The sequence below is a fragment of the Leeia oryzae DSM 17879 genome (assembly GCF_000376945.1).
GTDB lineage: Bacteria > Pseudomonadota > Gammaproteobacteria > Burkholderiales > Leeiaceae > Leeia > Leeia oryzae.
The window spans coordinates 1-17878 of sequence record NZ_AQXU01000019.1; the positions used below are offsets into that span (position 1 = coordinate 1).

The 17878-nt window shown below is 51.4% G+C and carries 23 protein-coding genes; 10 read left to right on the forward strand and 13 right to left on the reverse strand.

Translation table 11 applies throughout. The features are described 5' to 3' along the window. The 4 genes from F552_RS0105725 to F552_RS0105740 form a co-directional block, all read left to right on the forward strand. Positions 1 to 309: 5-deoxy-glucuronate isomerase (locus F552_RS0105725; RefSeq protein ID WP_026182424.1), on the forward strand; the 309-nt coding region annotated here is incomplete at its 5' end. Positions 310 to 413: 104 nt separating this feature from the next. Beyond that, on the forward strand, positions 414 to 1178 hold the full coding sequence (locus tag F552_RS0105730; RefSeq protein WP_245546663.1) for a MurR/RpiR family transcriptional regulator: 765 nt from the start codon (positions 414 to 416) through the stop codon (positions 1176 to 1178). Between the two features lie 17 nt (positions 1179 to 1195). Next, a complete protein-coding gene (locus F552_RS0105735; protein WP_018150774.1) occupies positions 1196 to 2812 on the forward strand; it encodes a methyl-accepting chemotaxis protein in 1617 nt (538 codons plus the stop codon). 65 nt (positions 2813 to 2877) lie between these two features. Further along, positions 2878 to 3216 carry a hypothetical protein gene (locus F552_RS0105740; protein ID WP_018150775.1) on the forward strand — a complete coding sequence of 113 codons (339 nt, stop codon included), beginning with the start codon at positions 2878 to 2880 and terminating at the stop codon, positions 3214 to 3216. Here F552_RS0105740 and F552_RS0105745 read toward each other — a convergent pair. From F552_RS0105745 to F552_RS0105760, 4 genes are all read right to left on the reverse strand, one after another. Then, a complete protein-coding gene (locus tag F552_RS0105745) occupies positions 3213 to 4274 on the reverse strand; it encodes a LacI family DNA-binding transcriptional regulator (RefSeq protein WP_211208229.1) in 1062 nt (353 codons plus the stop codon). The genes F552_RS0105740 and F552_RS0105745 overlap by 4 nt on opposite strands. 219 nt (positions 4275 to 4493) lie before the next feature. Next, positions 4494 to 5390, reverse strand: coding sequence for a sugar phosphate isomerase/epimerase family protein (locus F552_RS0105750; RefSeq protein ID WP_018150777.1), 897 nt, complete (start codon positions 5388 to 5390; stop codon positions 4494 to 4496). A gap of 34 nt (positions 5391 to 5424) precedes the next feature. After that, positions 5425 to 6435 (reverse strand): bifunctional inositol 2-dehydrogenase/D-chiro-inositol 1-dehydrogenase, encoded by a 1011-nt coding sequence (gene iolG, locus F552_RS0105755; protein ID WP_018150778.1) that lies wholly within the window; start codon positions 6433 to 6435, stop codon positions 5425 to 5427. Positions 6436 to 6707: 272 nt separating this feature from the next. Next, positions 6708 to 7373: an SOS response-associated peptidase gene (locus tag F552_RS0105760; RefSeq protein WP_018150779.1), complete on the reverse strand. Its 666-nt coding sequence runs from the start codon at positions 7371 to 7373 to the stop codon at positions 6708 to 6710. 127 nt (positions 7374 to 7500) lie between these two features. Between F552_RS0105760 and F552_RS18595 the strand changes: the two genes are divergently transcribed. Next, entirely contained in the window at positions 7501 to 7893 is a 393-nt protein-coding gene (locus tag F552_RS18595) for a LexA family protein (protein ID WP_156802234.1), read from the forward strand. Positions 7894 to 7926: 33 nt separating this feature from the next. Beyond that, a complete protein-coding gene (locus F552_RS0105770) occupies positions 7927 to 9168 on the forward strand; it encodes a Y-family DNA polymerase (RefSeq protein ID WP_245546664.1) in 1242 nt (413 codons plus the stop codon). 93 nt (positions 9169 to 9261) lie between these two features. Here F552_RS0105770 and F552_RS20915 read toward each other — a convergent pair whose 3' ends face one another. The 5 genes from F552_RS20915 to F552_RS0105795 form a co-directional block, all read right to left on the reverse strand. Next, complete coding sequence (locus F552_RS20915) at positions 9262 to 9393, reverse strand: hypothetical protein (protein ID WP_018150782.1); 132 nt, start codon at positions 9391 to 9393, stop codon at positions 9262 to 9264. A 187-nt stretch (positions 9394 to 9580) separates the two neighbouring features. Next, positions 9581 to 9853, reverse strand: coding sequence for a hypothetical protein (locus tag F552_RS0105780; protein ID WP_018150783.1), 273 nt, complete (start codon positions 9851 to 9853; stop codon positions 9581 to 9583). Between the two features lie 16 nt (positions 9854 to 9869). Next, positions 9870 to 10067, reverse strand: a complete 198-nt coding sequence (locus tag F552_RS0105785; RefSeq protein ID WP_018150784.1) for a hypothetical protein — start codon at positions 10065 to 10067, stop codon at positions 9870 to 9872. 150 nt (positions 10068 to 10217) lie between these two features. Beyond that, positions 10218 to 12149: an AAA family ATPase gene (locus tag F552_RS19975; protein ID WP_018150785.1), complete on the reverse strand. Its 1932-nt coding sequence runs from the start codon at positions 12147 to 12149 to the stop codon at positions 10218 to 10220. Between the two features lie 89 nt (positions 12150 to 12238). Then, positions 12239 to 12688 (reverse strand): hypothetical protein, encoded by a 450-nt coding sequence (locus F552_RS0105795; RefSeq protein ID WP_018150786.1) that lies wholly within the window; start codon positions 12686 to 12688, stop codon positions 12239 to 12241. Positions 12689 to 12926: 238 nt separating this feature from the next. Here F552_RS0105795 and F552_RS20700 point away from each other — a divergent pair, with 238 nt between their 5' ends. Beyond that, the gene (locus F552_RS20700; RefSeq protein WP_211208230.1) at positions 12927 to 13136 is read left to right on the forward strand and encodes a hypothetical protein; all 210 of its coding nucleotides are present in this window, start codon (positions 12927 to 12929) and stop codon (positions 13134 to 13136) included. A 37-nt stretch (positions 13137 to 13173) separates the two neighbouring features. Beyond that, positions 13174 to 13452: a hypothetical protein gene (locus tag F552_RS0105805; protein ID WP_018150788.1), complete on the forward strand. Its 279-nt coding sequence runs from the start codon at positions 13174 to 13176 to the stop codon at positions 13450 to 13452. 25 nt (positions 13453 to 13477) lie between these two features. Here the strand turns inward: F552_RS0105805 and F552_RS0105810 are convergent, their stop codons facing one another. Next, positions 13478 to 13741 (reverse strand): hypothetical protein, encoded by a 264-nt coding sequence (locus F552_RS0105810; protein WP_018150789.1) that lies wholly within the window; start codon positions 13739 to 13741, stop codon positions 13478 to 13480. A 216-nt stretch (positions 13742 to 13957) separates the two neighbouring features. Between F552_RS0105810 and F552_RS0105815 the strand changes: the two genes are divergently transcribed. Then, the gene (locus tag F552_RS0105815) at positions 13958 to 15109 is read left to right on the forward strand and encodes a branched-chain amino acid ABC transporter substrate-binding protein (protein ID WP_018150790.1); all 1152 of its coding nucleotides are present in this window, start codon (positions 13958 to 13960) and stop codon (positions 15107 to 15109) included. Positions 15110 to 15130: 21 nt separating this feature from the next. Beyond that, positions 15131 to 15322 (forward strand): hypothetical protein, encoded by a 192-nt coding sequence (locus F552_RS0105820; protein WP_156802235.1) that lies wholly within the window; start codon positions 15131 to 15133, stop codon positions 15320 to 15322. Positions 15323 to 15603: 281 nt separating this feature from the next. Here the strand turns inward: F552_RS0105820 and F552_RS0105825 are convergent, their stop codons facing one another. Genes F552_RS0105825 through F552_RS20785 form a run of 3 tightly spaced genes read right to left on the reverse strand, consistent with a single transcriptional unit; the run spans position 15604 to position 17794 of the window. Next, positions 15604 to 16380 carry an SDR family NAD(P)-dependent oxidoreductase gene (locus F552_RS0105825; protein WP_018150792.1) on the reverse strand — a complete coding sequence of 259 codons (777 nt, stop codon included), beginning with the start codon at positions 16378 to 16380 and terminating at the stop codon, positions 15604 to 15606. A 26-nt stretch (positions 16381 to 16406) separates the two neighbouring features. Then, a complete protein-coding gene (locus F552_RS0105830; protein WP_018150793.1) occupies positions 16407 to 17663 on the reverse strand; it encodes a purine-cytosine permease family protein in 1257 nt (418 codons plus the stop codon). After that, the gene (locus tag F552_RS20785) at positions 17663 to 17794 is read right to left on the reverse strand and encodes a cytosine permease (RefSeq protein WP_018150794.1); all 132 of its coding nucleotides are present in this window, start codon (positions 17792 to 17794) and stop codon (positions 17663 to 17665) included. The genes F552_RS0105830 and F552_RS20785 overlap by 1 nt, the downstream gene beginning before the upstream one ends. Positions 17795 to 17878 lie beyond the last annotated feature (84 nt).

Sequence of the window (17878 nt, forward strand, 5' to 3'; positions counted from 1 at the left end):
AGCTTTCTGGAAGAAACCTACTACCACCGCATCAACCCGCCGCAGGGCTTCGTGTTCCAGCGGGTGTATACCGACGACCGCAGCCTGGACGAAAGCATGGCGGTGGAAGACGGTGACGTGGTGATGGTGCCGCGAGGCTACCACCCGGTGTGTGCCCCGTACGGTTACGAGAGCTACTACCTGAACGTGATGGCCGGACCGAAGCGCCAGTGGTGCTTCAAGAACGACCCGGCGCACGAATGGCTGATGACGCGCGGACCGGGGCAGGCCAATGCGCCAGCGCCGACACCGCCGGTGTTCTTCAAGTAAATTCTTTGCTGGGAAAAGGCTTGCGACCTTTGCAAGCCTTCCTTTCTGTTTAACCGGGTGGAGCCTATATGTCTGGTGGAGAAGTCATGCAACAGATGCGGGTAATGGAAAGGATTTCGTTTGCCTATCAGACGTTGAGCCCACAGCTTCAGCGCGTGGCCGATTTTCTGGAAAAGAACCAGCATCAGGTCTGGCAGCTCCGCAATATGGATATTGCTGCAGCTTGCAATGTGACGCCCTCTACCATCGCCCGATTTGCTAACCGGTTTGGGTATGCGGGTTTCAGCGACATGCAAGCCGCATTCGTGAATGATTTTATTGCCAGAAACATACCAGTCAGCAATCCGATAGATGAGACACCGGCAGGTAGTATCACTGATCAAGACGTGCTCCAGCGGCTGAAGGGCGACATAGACAGTATCCAGCAGATCATCCGCAATGACATCGTCGGTTTCAGCAAGTTGAAATCATCCATTGTCAATGCACATCGGGTCTATGTCATTGGTCTAGGCTGGCTGTACTCTGCCGCTATTTATCTGGAAAACACCTTAGTCGACTGCGGACTGGACGCAAGCACGCTCAACGGTGTCAGCGGTTTCTTCGTCAATGATGTTCATCGGGTGAAAAGCAAAGATATCCTCATCGTGATTGGCGAAAAAAAGGAGCTGCAATTATTTGACGAGCTGATGAGGTTCAAAAGCGGTATCAAGCAGCAAACCATCCTGATTACCGCCGATGATCATGTAAAAACGCCATCCTGGGCAAGCTATGGCGTGACAATCCCATCCCGAAGAAATACACAGCAAAACAAGAGGTCGATGATTGGCTACATTGCATTCCTGAATGCATTGATAGCGTCATTAGAATAATAAAGCAGGAGAGCACAATGCAGATTCGTCATAAACTGGTGGTTGTTCTCGCCATTTTATTTGGTTCGCTGTTATTGGTTGGGCTGGTCGGGTTTACCTTGCTCCAGCATTCTGAATCCCGTATGGAGTCAGCACAAACGGCAGCATCAGCACGTATCGAATCTTTATCCGCCCTGAAGGACAAGATTGCCAGCATCAGAACCCAGGCTTTCATGCATGCATTTAACTTTGACATGGATGCCAAAGCCGAACTGGAAGAGCAGATCAAGCGGCAGGACAAGGAAATTGCCAGCGGTTTTGATGCCTATACCAGTCTGCAACACGGGATGTCGCATGATCAGGCATTGCTGGATAAAGACGTGTCAGCATTCAATCAGTTCAAGTCGACCCGCGATCTGATGCTGGAGAAATCTCGAAATAACGACAGCTCATCGGCCCGGGAGATCATCACCAAGGATTTGTCTGTTGTGTCAGACCATCTGGATCTGGCGATTGGTAACCATATCCGTGCTAATCAGGATGATCTGAAAAAGTCCTATGTAGACATCATCGCCTTTAACAAGCAGGCCAATTATTTTCTGGGGATATTTATTATCGCGATTGGTGGTTTGACGCTACTGATCTCGATCAAGGTGTATCGCGAAGTGGGCGGCGGACTGTTTCAGATCAAGCAGTATGTGTCGGATATCGAACAATCCAAAGACTTTACTGCCCGGCTTAATTACGGTGGCAAAAACGAGTTTGCAGAACTGGCCGGATCGTTTAACAAATTACTGGAAACCCTTCAAACCAGTTTCAAGCGCTTTGCAGAGACGTCCGGGAATATGTTCCAGTCATCCCATGCCATGAAGCAGTTCTCTGAAAATGTAGGCTCGGCTGCCAGAGAGTCTTCCTCAGTCTCACATGAAGCGCTGGATTCGGTACGCGTTGTACAAACGCTGATGTCCGAAGTATCGGACAAATCCTCACAAGCCAAGGCCGTAGCAACTTCTGCCAGCGAATACGTGATTAATTGTAGCTCGGTGATTTCCAATACCCTGCTGGATGTGAAAAACGTGATCAACTCTGTCAATGAGGTTAGCAAGAGCATTTCGACGCTGGAAAACTACAGTAACGATGTGGGCCGGATTATTCTGGTGATCAAGGAAGTGGCAGACCAGACCAATCTGCTGGCACTAAATGCAGCCATTGAAGCTGCACGGGCAGGGGAGCTGGGCAGGGGCTTTGCCGTGGTGGCGGACGAGGTAAGGAAGCTCGCTGAACGCACATCTTCTGCCACCATGGAAATCAAGGAAACGATTCAGGCTATCAATTACCAGACCATGGCGGCGTCTGGTCACATGAAACGGGCGGAAGGCAAAATTTCGGAAATCATCAAAGGCTCGGATGAAGCCCTGATTGCTATGACGGAAATCGACCATACGTCCGAACGGCTGACCACCTGCATTCACTCGATAGCGGAAGCCGTGATGGCTCAGGAGACGGTTACGGGGGCCGTGTTGAACAAGGTCGGTATCATTTCTGAAAACGCCTCACTTACAGAGGCGCTCGCCAATGAAAATGCCGTCAAGTCTGGTGAGCTGGCGTTGCTGGCCAATGAGCAGATTTCATCAATAGAAATCTTCAAGTATTAAGGTCCAGTACGCTGATGCAGTCGTTGTTACTTGCACATACGCACATCGAGCTTACAGGTTCGCGTATGGTGCAGGTTATCTACGGGGTGGATCTCTTTGATCATACCTGCCTGTTTCTGAAACGGGCAGATGCATTTTCTGCTGCAGATCTGCGAGTCCTGGGAGGCTCCGGTAAAGTCATTTTCAAGGATGCAGACTCCCGGGCCATTTTTCTGGCAGCGGTACAAAGACACCAGATCTACTGGCAGTGCCAGATGCAGATAGACCGGCAAGTAAAAAGCTTTTTTGAAGACTTTCTTAACCGGTTTCTTGCAAACCGATATTTTGTATGTTCGACAGAAGGACTGGAACACAGCCTAGCCTGTGCCCGTCAGCTTTACAACCAGCAGTATGATTGTCGCTAGCTGTTGAAGTACTGTGTCTTCCAGATATTGGCTTCACAAAAGAGTTTGAAGTCAATCGGCTTGGATTGGGGGTCTGTTTCGATAACTTTGTTGGCATACAGCACATGCTGTAAGGCTGAGATTGCCTGGCCATCCGGATCCTGATCAATAACAAAGTTAAGCAGGCCAGCCTCCATAAACTTTCGGTGTTCATCGGTAGCTTCATGTGCCACCCAGGTCAACTGATTATCCGGCAAAAATTTGCGAATGGCCGCCTCGATGCCTGCAGAGCCAGCGCCACTGTTGTAGATGGCTACAATGCATTCTGGTGCAGGATGCTGTCTGATATGGTTCTGCAATGAGAAATAGACATTATCGACGTTATCCAGGGTCTCAATTGGCTTGTCATTATGGGTCAAATGGCCAAATTTCTCATGCAGGATAGTGGAAAAACCTCCGGTTCTGTCCTGGTGGGCTTTATAGGCCAGATTGTTGGTGAGCAGAATGACATCACCCGGCTGACGGTTCAATTTGCCAATCAGATATCCTGCCGTTTCACCTGCGCGGTAGTTATCGATCCCCGCATAATGATGCGGCTGAATACCCGGAAAATCTGACATCATGGTCACTACGGATTCTCCGCGTGCCATGACCTGTTCAAGCGCATTTCTAATCATGTCGTTGTAACGTGAGACCACAATCAGGCCGTTGCGTCTAAATTTTGGGTACAGGATATGCTGTACATACCCGTCATTGCTGGATTCCGGAATCACGGTTCGTTGCACGATCACTCGGTTATCCAGCATCTGGGCGTAGCGTTGCAGACTATTGGTCAGGCGCTGAATGAAATGGGTTTTATCTGCAGGTAGCAATACTTCGATACGCACCAGACCATGACGGATATCCGGCAAGATTCTGGGTACACCCAGTTTTTTGGCGGCGGCGACCACTTTGGCCCGTGTTGCTGCTGAAACACTACCGCGCTCGTTCAGTACCCGATCCACCGTGGTCTCGCTGACCCCTGCTTCAATGGAGATTTCTTTCAGGCGTGGTGCGCGTTTTCTTCTGTTTTCATCCATGGCAATGACCATCCTGCTAGGTTGTGGCAAACAGGCTGCCGTGACCGAAAACTATACTGTTATTGATCAGGAATCAACACATTCCAGCTGGCGTCTTGCAGCTAGAAGCAAGGAACAAAAAAATGAGGGGAGGCCAGATGGCTTCCCCTCAAAGTTACCCAAAGGAGCTGAGAGTAAAACTGATTCCGTTAAACTGCGTAAAACAATAGAAAAAGCTGTTTATTTCCAGTATTTGCGGATGTATTCATCCATTTTCTTGCGCATGAAAATGGACGATTCATCTGCGCGTTCTTCCCATGCAAATACACAAGAAGACATTACGCCATCAAAGCCGTTTTCAGCCAGGGTAGAAAAGAACACATCCCAGTTGATTTCACCCTGACCGATGTCCAGATGTTGGTGCACGCGCACATTGGAGCCTGGCGGGTTCACAATGTAACGAAGACCGGAAGAAGCCTTGTGGTTAAAGGTATCTGCCACCCGCACGTGTGCCAGAATCGGCGCCGCTTCTTTCAGCATGGCCGCCATGTCATCCCCGTAGTAGAAGGTATGCGGGGCTATGTAAGACAGTTTCAGGCGATCTGAGCCCAGCATTTTCACAATGTCGATGGCCGGGTGGAAAGTCTCTACCCAGTCTTCCGGATGCGGCTCAACCGACAGGGTGATCCCTTCGCGTTCCAGGATGGGTAGAAGTTCATCCATGGAGGCCAGGAATGCGGCCTCACACTGTTCGCGTGTATTCACGCCTGGCCCCATGCCGACAGAACGCTCTGGTGAGGCACCACGGCCAAACTCAGAAATCATCAGCTCACAACCCATCTCTACAGAGACTTCGATGGCTTTCTTCCAGTTTTTCATGGCCGTCTTGCGCTCGTCTTCAAACGGACTAGCCCAGCGATACATGGGTTGCAAGGTTGCAAGCTGTACGTGATGGTCTTTCAGGGCCTGCTTGAATTCCTTGATGCGCTCAGGGTAAGCCCGTGGCAGCACCCACCAGTCCAGAAAATCGGCGCGTGGCGAGAGTTCAATGTGCTCGTATCCCAGATCTGCCGTTTTTCTGACCAGTTCCGGCAGAGAAAGATGACGGTGCATGTATGGATCAAGTGCGATCTTCATGTGTGTCTCCGTTCTTGTGGTGATGGCTTAATGCTTACAGGTAGAAGGCCGGGGTTGGTGGGGTAGTAATTGCCACAATTTTCCCGGAGTTTTTGGCTTCGATACATGCATCAGAGGTCACAGCGGTGAAGTAGCCATCCCAAGCAGACGGGCCGGTCATCTTGCCTGCTTTGGTATCGTTGATCCACGCTTGCAGTTCTACGTCGTAAGAATCGATAAAGCGTAGTTTCCAGTCGTTCATGATGTTGGTAGACAGTTTTTCGTGCTGGCGAATCAGCAGGCTGCTTGGTTCCGGCAGGCTGACCACGCCTTCTTCTGCAACCACTTCACACTGAATGTCGTAACCGTATTTGCAGTTCACGAAGATTTCACCGTTAATACGGATACCTGATTTGGTTTCCAGTAGTACCAGAATCGGGTCTTTCAGGTTCGGATTGGCGTATTTGGTGTTCTTGGAAGCAACCACTTGCACGCTGACATAATCATCATCCAGCAACCAGCGTAATACATCGATTTCATGCACAAAGGTATCTGTAATTGGCATATCACCTACGTAGGCGTCCGGCACTGACGGATTGCGGTGGGCGCAATGAACCATCAGTGGCGCACCGAACTGGCCGCTGGTCAGCGCGGCTTTCAGCTGTTTGTAACCCTGGTCATAACGGCGCATGAAGCCTACCTGCACCAGTTTTTTGCCGGCTTTCATTTCGGCTTCAACAATGCGGTAGCAGCCTTCTGCGGTGGTAGCCAGTGGCTTTTCGCAGAAAACCGGCTTGCCGGCAGCAATGGATGCCAGCACAAATTCTTCGTGAGACGGACCCCAGGAGGTCACCACAATCGCATCAACATCAGCCGCGTTGATCAGGTCATGCGGAGAATCAATAAAGCGGGCATTCAGTGCTTCGTTATCCAGAAACTTCAGCGCACCTTCTTTATTGATATCATTAACGGCCACTACCTCTGCGCCTACCAGTTTTTTGGAAAGACGACGGATATGCTCCTGACCAATGGCACCGGTACCGATTACACCAACACGTAAACTCATGATTGCTCCTCGAAATAGTTATATTGACTTGTAAAAATAATCAGACAGTGGCCCGCTCGGGTATCTGATTGCACAACGGATTTGAAGAAAATATACAAGGAGGGCAGGGATGCCTGCATCAAGAAGAATGACGATAAATCGTCATTGATTGCTAAATATTAGTTGGCTAATTTGAATGATGATGCAGCTGGTTTCATCCTGTCTTGATATTGATTTTTCTGACTTTAAATAGTGGGCCTTACTACCCGACTTTCGTACTATCAAGAAATTTCTTAAAACAGGTTCAAATTACCAGTATTTTTATCAGTTTTCCTTGGCACTGCTTGAGCGGCCATTTTTGTGCTTGGATACAGTGCTAGAAAACTTCTTGTCACCTCCGAGTCTTTGCAGTTCAGCCAGTCTTGATATTGATCCGCTGGCACGATCACTAAAGAGCGCTTTTCATCCCCCGGCTTGTGCATGCGTTTCATTAACGGGTGCTCATCAGCATTGATGGTGATTTGCGTGAACGAGTGCCTGATATCTCCCTCTGCTTCATTCCATGCTCGCCACAGCCCTGCCACCGCAAACGGTTCACCATCTGCCATGCTGATTTTCCAGCGTTCGGCTTTACCTGATTCATAACACGGTTCAAAGAATCCCAGCATCGGGACAAGACATAAATGGGCATTGTGCCAGGCGTGGCGATAGGTTTTGAGCTGACCGATCGTTTCGGCTCGTGCGTTCATCGTCGAAATGCGTACCCCTGCTGGTAAATGCTGTTTCGGGATCATGCCAAAACTAGCCAGTACCGCCTTTGAGGTTCCATCCTCCTGCAAGATGATCGGGGCAGCGTAGTCTTGCCACGTTTCCGTCGGCCAGCCTGTGCTGGTGTCCAGTTGCACCTTGAAATGCTCGCGCAACTGCTGAGGAGATGGGGGAATAAAGTTCACGCACATGATGCAGCTCGCAAGCAAGTTGATATCTGTATTGTAGGCATTTCTTCACCTATTCATATCGGGTATTTGTTTCTGTAAGTGCTTTACGCACTTCACTTAACAGAACGATCGTTCTACAATGTTTTGTATGAACACACTAACCCAGATTCCTTTCGATCCAAACAGTCCAACCCATTGCTACCAGATGCTAATGGGGCGCGTGACTGCGGGCTTTCCAAGCCCAGCCGCAGACTGGCTTGATGAACCCCTCAATGTCGTGGATTACCTGATTGAGCATCCCTCAAGTACCTTCTTTATGTCCTACACCGGCAAACCCATCCAGAAAGTGATGGTGAATACGGGCGATATTCTGGTGGTAGATAAGAGCGTGTTACCCCGCACTGGTACTTTGGTGGTGCTCTGTCAGGAAGGGGAAATGAAGCTGCGCCTGTGGCAGGGAGATGAGAACGCCACGCTTGAAACCGAGGACTGGTATGTCTGGGGTTCGGTGATTGGTCTGGCGAGAAAATTGGTGAAGTAAATGCTGCTGTGGGCGCTAGCGGATGTGAACAGTATGTATGCCTCCTGCGAGCAGGTCTTTCGGCCTGATCTGCGAGGTAAGCCTGTGATCGTGGCGTCAAACAACGACGGTTCCATTATCGCCAGAAACAAGGAAGCCAAGCTGCTGGGTATCAAGATGGGCGCGCCGCTACATCAGTGCATGGATGTCATTCGTCAAAACCGGGTGGCGGTGTTCAGTTCGCAGTACACCTTGTATGGCGACATGAGTAATCGGGTGATGACCTTGTTAGCAGACATGGCACCTGCGCATGAGGTTTACAGTATTGATGAAGCGTTCTTGCTGTACCCGAATGGACTGCATCAAGCGGAAAGTCATGGCCGTGCGATTGTGGAGCGCATCAAACGGTGTACTGGCTTGGGTATCGGAGTCGGATTTGGCCCGACCAAAACACTGGCCAAACTGGCCAACCATATAGCCAAGACTAGCCCATCCGCTAAAGGAGTATTTGATATTTCGGTACTCAATCAGCTGGAATTGGATGCGTTGCTGGAAAGCCTGCCTATTAGTGAGGTTTGGGGCGTGGGGCGGAGACATGCAGAACGTCTGGGACTGTTGGGTATTCAATCGGTTAAACAACTGCGTGACGCAGATATTGATCAGATTAAAACCCAGTTTGGTTCGGTACTGTGCCGCACGGTGCTGGAGCTGAGAGGGATTGTGTGTTTTCCGCTGGAAGAAAATGCGCCCGACAAACAACAGATCATGTGTAGTAGGTCATTCGCGCATGAAGTGTCTGATCTAGATGTACTAGGCTCTGCCATTTCCCATCATGTCTGCCGGGCGATGCAGAAGCTGCGCAGCCAGCAATCTGTCACTAACGGTTTCACTATAATGATTCGGACGAATCCGTTTAAACCGGAACTGATTCAACACTATGGCAGTATGACCGGTATGCTGTCACGCGCTACGGATGATACGTTGGTGGTACAACGACTGGCACTTCAGGTATTGGCCAAGCTCTATCGCAAAGGTTACCGTTACAAAAAGGCAGGGGTGATGTTGCTGGAAGTCCAGCCAAAGAGCTTTCACCAGCATGACCTGTTTGAACCAATACAGCTCTCCAACCCTCGCCGTGATGCCCTCATGCAATCCATGGACAAAATTGCGCACCGATTTGGCCGAGAGAAAATCAAACTGGCCAGTGAGCTATACAAGGGGTGGGAGATGCGTCGGGAGCGTTTGTCTCCTCGCTATACCACCCGGTGGAACGAACTCCCCAAAGTGACTTGCTAAAGGCAATTCAAAATTAGAAATGGACATAGTCTCTCATGCAGGCCGTCGATCCCAGTTGATCTACACAAATCATCTGGTGTCGACGGTATCTGCTTAATCCCTTGGCTTCGCTGCTATAAGTAGCTTCACGATAAAGCGATACATCCCCACCAGCGGCTTAAAGAACAGCCTTGGAGTCTCTTTGGCAGCTGCCCAGGCGATCTGTTTCAGGGTCGGGTTTTGCATATGTTTCTCCTTGTTTCATTCGGTTTCATGATCTGCTGACATTTTGTTGCAGTGCAATTTACTGCCTATTTCTTCATCATCGCAGTGACAGGCCTGTTTGATCAGGGTTTTTACGGAGTCATCCCGTCGTTTTTCAACAGATTCTGTGGATAACTCTCAAATCCTGATCGTCTGCCTAGATGCGGATTTATGAGGTCTGCACATAACGGATGGTCTCGACGTTTCTGGGGCCGATCATCACCGGTGTATGTGGGTCCTTGATCAACCACGGTTGCTTCGGATTCAGTTTGTCCGGAATGTTCAGATTGCAGCGGACGGGCAGGGGATCGTGTACCCGTAGTTCTGCACTCAAACGATGACATTGGGTTTCCAGCTGGTTAATACGACGCTGTGCGATCAGGCGATAACGTAGCAGTTGCAACAGATTGAGTAGCGTCAGGGCCAGAATAAGCTGGTTCATGATGTTTCCTTTTCTATCAGTGGTCGTACTGTGCTGCTTCCGGTTGCCGCAGGGCTCTTACATACCGTGCGAGTGCTGCGCGCACCTTTGCGTTGCCGGGGCGTGGCGAATCAAGCTGCTCCAGTAACCACTGCGTCCGTTTGCCCTGGCAGGACCCTGTGGCCATGCCTGGCTGCCCATCGTCGTGATGGGTGAGGTGTCTGTCTTGCTTCATAGCGATAATCTCCTGAGTGATGTAGTGAAGATATGCAGTACAGTCATGACCTGGTGCAGTAAAACCAGCTTCTCATAAAACGTTCCCGAGTCAAGTTTCCAGGATGTGCGAATCCGGCCGGGATTTTCCCCATACGCTGTATGAATTTCTTCACGCAAAATCCTCATTACGCAGCCAGACTTTGCCTTCCGGGGTACGCAAGATCGCCTTGGTCGCCGCCTGATTCAGACAACTCACCACGTCCGCATGCGCACGACCAGCGAGTCGTCGATACAGCGTGTCCAGGTGGAGCTCTGGTGCAAACTGCAGTTGTGGGCGTTTGGCGTGCCAGCGTTGCAGTAATGCTTGGACCTGATGCAGGTCGGTGACTTCAAAGGTAATGGCTTGCCCGAAGCGTCCGCCGCGCAGAAAGGCCGGGTCGATCATCTCCGGGTGGTTGGTGGCGGCCAGAAACACCACCTCACTGACCGCCGACTTGGTGCCATTCATGGCAGTCAACAAGGCTTCAAACACGGTGCTGTTGCTGTGATATTGCGCACGGTCCAGCATCACTTTTTCTGCTTCATCAATGAACAGAATGGCGGGTTTGGACTGTTTGGCTTTCTCTAGCAGGGTAGCCAGCTTGTCCGGATTACCGATCAACTCACTGGCAGTGGTGCTGAAGAAGGTCCAGCTGGCGGCATGGGCAATGGCCATGGCGGCTTCCGTCTTACCGGTGCCTGGAGCCCCAGTCAGTAACCAGCCTCGCGGGATGGCTTGTCCCATCTCGACTAAGCGCTGTGCCTGTTGCAAGGTGGCGACCAGTTCATGAACACGAGCCTTGGTATTAGGGCTAAAGACCAGTTCATCCAGACTCAGGGCATCTTCCCGCCGGGTTTCGCCGGCCCGGGTAATCTGTTTGAGCGCCTGCTGCAGGGCGGGGCCATCCACCACCGTCAACGATTCGTCATCCGCCAGTTGCCGAGTGACGGCTTCCAGCCGCGCCACCGAGAAACCATCCCAGCGCTTGGCCACTTGTACCAAAGCCTGCTCATCCAAGCGGATGGCGGTCGATCTTGCCAGCACATACTGGTGAATGAATTTCTTCAACAAGCCGATGCGGGCGGCCAGGTCAGGGCAGGGGATGTGGATTTTAAGGTCAAAGCGCCCGTCGCGAATGGCGGCCGCATCCAGCTTGTCCGGATGATTGGTCGCCCCAATCAGCACCACCTTCTGTTCACGCAGCAGCACTGAGGCACTGAGAAACTCGTTCACCAGGTCTTCTTTCTCGCTGTTGGCACCCGCCACCATGGCACCCCGATCGGGTAAAAAGCTGTCGATCTCGTCCAGAAACAGGACACAGGGTGCCTGTGCGCGGGTATCTTCAAAGATCTTGCGCAGATTCTGAGTCGATTCCCCAATCCACATACTGCGGATATCGCCAAAGGACACATAAATCATCGGTAGCTTGAGACTACCCGCCAATGCCTTGGCAAATTCGGTCTTGCCGTTACCGGGTTCACCTTCCAGCAAGATCCCGTTGCGACGTTTCACGCCATGGGTATCCCGCATCCCCGCAGCTTCCTGGCCAGCCTTTAACAACGCCTGTTTGGTGTTCGCCATGCCGGCGAGATCGTCCAGCGTTACCCGGGTAGGTACAGCCTTGTAACGGATGCCGGCTTGTCCGGCAGGTAGCTGTCCCGGATGCAGGGTGCTGGGGGCGCGTTCTAAGGAGGCAGGTCCGGACCAGGAGGGATCCACTGCACTTTGATCAAACATGGCTGCCACCAGCGGTACCAGAAACACCACCAGGTTCAAGCCGGCAAACAACCAGAAGGTGCCACTCTGACCGGTCCCCGCCTCAAGGAACTTGCCGCCGGCAATGGCATTCACCAGAAAGAACAACAGATTGATGGATGCCCAGGCGACAGCCCAGAACGAACCCAGGAGCGTGACAAATGCGGCACCGCCCACCGCAATGACGATGGCCGCCTGGGCCATGAATAATGCATCCCCGCCTAATTGATGGGTGGAATGCAGCAAGCCCACCAACAGGGCAAACGCGATCAAGACGGTGTTGAGTAAGCCAAAGCCAGCCAGCATGATGAACTCCTGTGTTGCAGTGTGATAAGTATTCCGATCCAGCCAAATCAAAGCGCTCCGGATGAACGCGGTGGAAGATGATTGAATGACTACATCCGCACGCCCGAAGTGGACAAACGATGCTTGCCTTTGCCGGTGTGACGGGGACGAGGCGAGGCCGGTACGACAGACACGGGCGGCGGGTCTTTGAGCACAATCGTGCCATGCATGCTCGAACCGGTCAGATGTGCCCAGAAGGCTTCGTTATTGCTGACTGGAAAGGCATCCAGTGCCTCTTGAAAATCCGGCAAAGCCGCACGTTCAGCCGGGGACAATTTGGAGGTATCCAGGGTAAGGCGATACTGAATCACCTTGCCATTGAACAGATTCGGCACTTCGGTGTAACTGTCCATGTGCAGGCAAGCGGGATGGCCCATACACAAACTACGTGGGTAATCACTGCCGAGATGAACACCCCGATACATGGCAATCATTTCCAGACCTGCAAACCCCACCAGAGCCGAAGCCCCGAGACGCAACAACACTTGACGACTAGACATGGCGAATCTCCTGAGGTGATATCCACCAAGCTAACAAATTTTTTTGATCTGGCAAGTTTGTAACGGGTTCGCAGCAACTCGAAGATAGCGGCCGCCAACTACCATAAAACTTGCCATTGTCAAGTGCATGTCCAGACGAAAAATCCAACCCTCGCAAGGGTTTACCGGCAAATTAATGGGTGTATGCTAGGAAGAGAGGCTGCATGCCGAATGAAAGGATATTTCAATGAAACCGCACATGTCTGATGCCGATAGTGGTACTGCGAATATCACCCCTGTGGGGGGAAATATATTTTTGGATCTGGGGTTCCCACCTGATGAAGCTGTTGCCTTAAAAGCAGCGTCGGACCGAAAGATCTGGGCCCAACTGGCTGCAAACGCGGCCGCTGGCAAGGACAATGCCACCGCAGAGGAAGCACCCGCAATCCGGCAGGATGAACGCAAATAGTGGTGAATGACTCTAGCAGACCAACGTGGAGACTGATATGACCGAACTGGTTTTGCAATTGCCCGAGAAAGACTCGAATACCGGTGTCTCTCTGGAAACCCTGTCGATGTACTGCCAGCACCGGGGTGTCGATCTGAACGCCTTTATCAATCAAACCCTGGCCTGGCATATGGGGTTTCGAGTGCCTGCAACTGACTATGATGAGTGGGAAACACCGCTGCGCCGAATGGGGGTAGAGCCTATCGACCCTGAAAGCTTGCGAGGCAGCATGGATAAATTCCTTGCTCAGATGGAACTACTTAAAAAAGACGAATAAGTAGCCCATCTTGAGTATAAATGCGTCAGATCCTAAAGACCGCCTGTAGCAGATAGAGGCTAGTCAGTATCAGCCCGGCATCCAGAGCCAACCCTCCCCAGCGTGCGTGCAAGCGTTTTGGCCCGGTGAGTACAAGCCAGACAAATCGAAGTGAACTTCCCAGTTGATAGGCAAAGGAGCGGTCGCCATCCAGGTCATAGCGCAGTCTCAACGGTAGGCGAGGAAACCAGCCGCCATGCAACTGGTAGGAAGTTGAACGGTAATCCGTATAGGCATGATCGCGTTGCATGATGTAATCCTCAGTGAGTGAATGACATCTTCAAGCTATCATAAAAAGGACGTCTGGCAAGTTTTTGGTCAGGGATAGATCATAAAGGACCCTATACAGATTGTAGAGCTGAAATATACCCAATGAATTTGTATTGCTATAGAACAATTACTATATTAAAAATTACAAGCAAGCTGGGAAGTAGGAGCTCAATTTGCATACAAAAAGGAGAAAAAAATGCAAATTTGGAAAAATAATTTTAAGACACTTATGATTTTTCTAGCTGTTTGCACAGTAAGCCGAATTGTTAGTGCAGAAGAAATAACCGTTATCAAAATTGGCTTTGCTGCGCCACTAACCGGCCCTGCTGCCCCCAATGGTGAAGATGTGATGCATGGCGTGGCTTTAGCTATTGAGGAGGCTAATGCCAAGCGGATTAAAATTGCAGGAAGAACCGCTCAGTTCAAGTTGATCTCGGAAGACGATGCGGGAGACCCGAGGACAGCGACAACGGTCGCTCAACGGTTGGTAGATGCCAACGTTGCAGTGGTGATTGGGCACTATAATTCGGGAACCAGTATCCCGGCTTCACGTATCTATGCCCAAGCTGGGATTCCGCAGATATCACCTTCAGCGACTAATCCAACACTTACTAGCCAAGGGTTTTCTAGTGTGTTCCGGGTACTTAATAGCGATTCAACACTTGGACGCTATGCCGGTAGCTATATGGTGAAAGACCTTAAAGCCAAGCGCATTGCGGTGATTGATGACCGTACGGCATATGGGCAGGGCTTGGCGGATGAAGTTGCCAAATCGATCAAAAAAGCAAACGGCAATCTGGTGGTACGAGAGTTTACGAATGACAAGGCAACGGATTTTAGTTCACTGCTGACATCCTGCAAGGCTGCAAATGTGGATCTGGTGTTCTTTGCTGGGCTTGATTATCAGGCAGCACCCATGGCTCGCCAGATGAGGAGCTTGGGGATGAAAGCCATGTTTATGAATATTGGTGATCTACCCAACGAGAATTTTGTAAAGATGGCAGGAAATGCAGCCGAGGGTGTTTATGCATTGAACTATGGGCTACCTTTATTGGACATGCCTAAAGGGGCTCAGTTTGACAAAAAACTCAAGCAGAAGTATGGGCAGGGCGTATTGCAGTATTCACCATTTGCGTACGATGCAACCTGGACGGCTATCACGGCGATGGTAAATGCAAATTCGGCCGAGCCTGCTAAATTTTTGTCTGCCTTGAAGAAAGTGACTTTCAACGGTATCACTGGGACAATTTCGTTTGATGCACGTGGCGAACTCAAAAACGCAGCGGCAAGTGTATTTCAGTTCAAGGGCGGCCAGTGGAAAACGCTTGCTGTTAAACGCAGTGAATAGTGACTGATGACGGATATTGGCTTGAATCTCCAAATCTGGGACGGTTCAGCCTATGGCTGCGAGGTGACTGTGAACAATACGCGGGAGTTTATCCCGCTGATTAACGACCCGGCGATGACCCGTGCTGCCGTATCGGCTGCCGAAAAGGTGTTTTTGCCCGGTGGCGTAGCGATGGAGCGACTACCGATTACCGTATCAGAAGACTATGCTTAATTCCTGAGCGCTAGGAAGGTGACTGTTTAGCGATTCAACTCCAGTCTTAATTGATCAGCCTAATGGAATATGAGAAATACGGATTAATTGCGATGAGCAGCTTCTGCTCAGGCCCAAGATGCAGTGCATATATAGTCTTAACGTTCATAGACATGTACTTACATCAAGCGCCCTGCTTGATAATGACAATTAAATGAAATGCAGGTCAATCAACACAAGTTTAAAAAAACACCACCTCAATTGTTTGAGGTGGTGTTAGCCCAGGTACTGCTCTGTAAACATTACATAGCGGAAAAGGCGTTATCTACAAACAGGTGCGTACCGTTAACGAAGCTGGATTCATCTGATGCCAGGAACAACGCGGCACTGGCGACTTCGTGGGGTTCACACAGGCGACCTTGCTGTTGGACGATGGCTTCTTCACTGACATCAACCCCCATGGCATGCAGGTCTTGTAGTTCCTTCATGCCGTGTGGGGTGCGGATGAACCCTGGTGCCACGGCGTTGCAACGGATACCTTTGTCGCGGTATTCGACGGCTATGGCCCGTGCAAACATGTGGCAGGCACCTTTGGTGGCGTCGTAAAGCACCTCTCCCGGGGTTGCACAGATGGCCGAGATGGACGAGGTGCAGACGATGCTGCCTTTGCCTTTTCTGAGCATCTGCGGCAGCACGGCTTGCGTCATCAGGAACATGCTTTTGACGTTGACCCCCATCAGCCAGTCCCACTCGCTTTCCTGAATCTCCAGAAACGGTTTGACGATGAGCGTGCCGGCGTGGTTGAACAGAATGTCGGCGTCGCCATGGCGGGCCTGGATTTCTGCGACCGCTGCGTTGACCTCTGCCTGCCGGGCGACGTCGGCGTAGTGTGCCGATGCGGCCCCGCCGGTATCACGGATTTCAGCCGCGACGCCGCTGGCGAGTTCGATGTTGCGGTCAACGATGGCGACGGTGGCGCCTTCTTTGGCGAAGAGTACCGCCGCGGCAGCACCGCAGCCACTGGCGCCGCCACTGATGATGGCGACTTTTCCGGCAAGGCGTCCTGATGGATTTGGCATCTTGTTATTCCTCTGGTGATGTCTTGTTAGCGGTTTTCATAAGCGAATTGGTTGCTTTCGAAGACATCCAGATGCAGCTGTTTGTTGCGGTTAACCAGGTAGTACAGCACGCCCGGGATAACCAGTGCCGGCAACCAGGAAATATCAGTACCGACGATATGGTCGATCGGCCCTTTGTAGAAAGACAACTCCATGAACGGAATTTGTGCGACAACGGCGATGGCATAGATGGCCAGGGTGTTCCAGTTGACCTTGCCGTAGATGCTGTTGACATCGTACATGGCTGGGACGCTGTAACGGCCCTTGCGGATCAGGTAGTAATCCACCAGGTTAATCGCGCTCCATGGCACCAGCACATAGACCTGACCAATCAGGATGTCGCTGAAGTAGGCACCAAAGTTGTACTGGGCGGCGATGGCGATCCAGGTGACGATGGCTGCGACGATAGCCATGATGATGAATTTGGTCAGCATGCCGATCTGTTGTGCACCTTTGAAGCCGGTGAAAATGGTTGTAGTGGACATGTAGGAGCTATACAGGTTCATTACGTTCCATTCCAGTACGCCCAGAATGATCACGTAGTATGCTATTTGCTTGTGGCCCGGGAACAGCTTGGCAATGGCACTGCCCGGGTCGGTTATGACGTCCATGGCAGCGGCGGCCATGATGGCACCCAGCAGCATCACTACGGTTGAACCCACCACAATGCCCAGATAGCTGTACCAGAAGGTTTCTTTGGTAGAGATATTGGATGGCAGGTAGCGTGAGTAATCTGCAACATAAGGGCCGGCACCCAAGGTCCAGGATGCCGCTTGCGTGACGACCAGACAGAATGTGGCGAACTTGAAGGTGGTAGCAGACAGCACCCAGACACCCGCTGGCAGGCCTTTTTGCAGCACGACATAGGCGGCAATGGCGAAGATCACGAAGGACACCGCGCTCATGTAGGCGCCGATCTTGTGGATCAGTTCATAGCCGATAAAGCCGACGATCAGTGTCAGGACGCCAAACAGGATGATGGCGTTGTTATCCGAGACGGGTACCACGGCCTTGATGGAGTCGCGCATGACGACGCCGTTGGCGGCGGTAAACAGAATGTAGGCCAGGACCACAATGGCCAGCGGTACGCCGGCACCCAGAACGCCAAACTGTGCACGGCTCTGGATCATTTGCGGAATGCCCAGATGCGGGCCTTGTGCAGAGTGGGCAGCCATGAAAATAGAGCCGATCAGGTTGCCCAGGATCAGCCCGATGAAGGTCCAGCCTAGATTCAGCCCGGCCACTACCCCAGTGCACCAATCACCATGGTGGTCACTTGCATGTTGGCACTGCACCAGATGGTAAATAGCCGTTTGGCTGACCCGTAGCGTTCATTCTCTGGAATGAACTCGATACTTCTGTTTTCGATATCCATGCTCTCTCCCTCTGGATGTCTGATGAGATTTGTCGTCAAACCGTATTCAGCCTAAAAGATGCGTCATATGGCCTGTGGGGGAAA

Excerpts from the sequence above, each read along its gene's own strand:
- F552_RS20785 (WP_018150794.1), bottom strand. The coding sequence starts at position 17,794 with ATGGATATCGAAAACAGAAGTATCGAGTTCATTCCAGAGAATGAACGC.
- F552_RS0105815 (WP_018150790.1), top strand. The coding sequence starts at position 13,958 with ATGCAAATTTGGAAAAATAATTTTAAGACACTTATGATTTTTCTAGCT.
- F552_RS0105740 (WP_018150775.1), top strand. The coding sequence starts at position 2,878 with ATGGTGCAGGTTATCTACGGGGTGGATCTCTTTGATCATACCTGCCTG.
- F552_RS0105810 (WP_018150789.1), bottom strand. The coding sequence starts at position 13,741 with ATGCAACGCGATCATGCCTATACGGATTACCGTTCAACTTCCTACCAG.
- F552_RS0105785 (WP_018150784.1), bottom strand. The coding sequence starts at position 10,067 with ATGAAGCAAGACAGACACCTCACCCATCACGACGATGGGCAGCCAGGC.
- F552_RS0105735 (WP_018150774.1), top strand. The coding sequence starts at position 1,196 with ATGCAGATTCGTCATAAACTGGTGGTTGTTCTCGCCATTTTATTTGGT.
- F552_RS0105825 (WP_018150792.1), bottom strand. The coding sequence starts at position 16,380 with ATGCCAAATCCATCAGGACGCCTTGCCGGAAAAGTCGCCATCATCAGT.
- F552_RS18595 (WP_156802234.1), top strand. The coding sequence starts at position 7,501 with ATGAACACACTAACCCAGATTCCTTTCGATCCAAACAGTCCAACCCAT.
- F552_RS20915 (WP_018150782.1), bottom strand. The coding sequence starts at position 9,393 with ATGCAAAACCCGACCCTGAAACAGATCGCCTGGGCAGCTGCCAAAGAG.
- iolG (WP_018150778.1), bottom strand. The coding sequence starts at position 6,435 with ATGAGTTTACGTGTTGGTGTAATCGGTACCGGTGCCATTGGTCAGGAG.
- F552_RS0105795 (WP_018150786.1), bottom strand. The coding sequence starts at position 12,688 with ATGTCTAGTCGTCAAGTGTTGTTGCGTCTCGGGGCTTCGGCTCTGGTG.
- F552_RS0105805 (WP_018150788.1), top strand. The coding sequence starts at position 13,174 with ATGACCGAACTGGTTTTGCAATTGCCCGAGAAAGACTCGAATACCGGT.
- F552_RS0105760 (WP_018150779.1), bottom strand. The coding sequence starts at position 7,373 with ATGTGCGTGAACTTTATTCCCCCATCTCCTCAGCAGTTGCGCGAGCAT.
- F552_RS0105780 (WP_018150783.1), bottom strand. The coding sequence starts at position 9,853 with ATGAACCAGCTTATTCTGGCCCTGACGCTACTCAATCTGTTGCAACTG.
- F552_RS0105745 (WP_211208229.1), bottom strand. The coding sequence starts at position 4,274 with ATGGATGAAAACAGAAGAAAACGCGCACCACGCCTGAAAGAAATCTCC.
- F552_RS0105750 (WP_018150777.1), bottom strand. The coding sequence starts at position 5,390 with ATGAAGATCGCACTTGATCCATACATGCACCGTCATCTTTCTCTGCCG.
- F552_RS0105730 (WP_245546663.1), top strand. The coding sequence starts at position 414 with ATGGAAAGGATTTCGTTTGCCTATCAGACGTTGAGCCCACAGCTTCAG.
- F552_RS0105770 (WP_245546664.1), top strand. The coding sequence starts at position 7,927 with ATGTATGCCTCCTGCGAGCAGGTCTTTCGGCCTGATCTGCGAGGTAAG.
- F552_RS20700 (WP_211208230.1), top strand. The coding sequence starts at position 12,927 with ATGTCTGATGCCGATAGTGGTACTGCGAATATCACCCCTGTGGGGGGA.
- F552_RS19975 (WP_018150785.1), bottom strand. The coding sequence starts at position 12,149 with ATGCTGGCTGGCTTTGGCTTACTCAACACCGTCTTGATCGCGTTTGCC.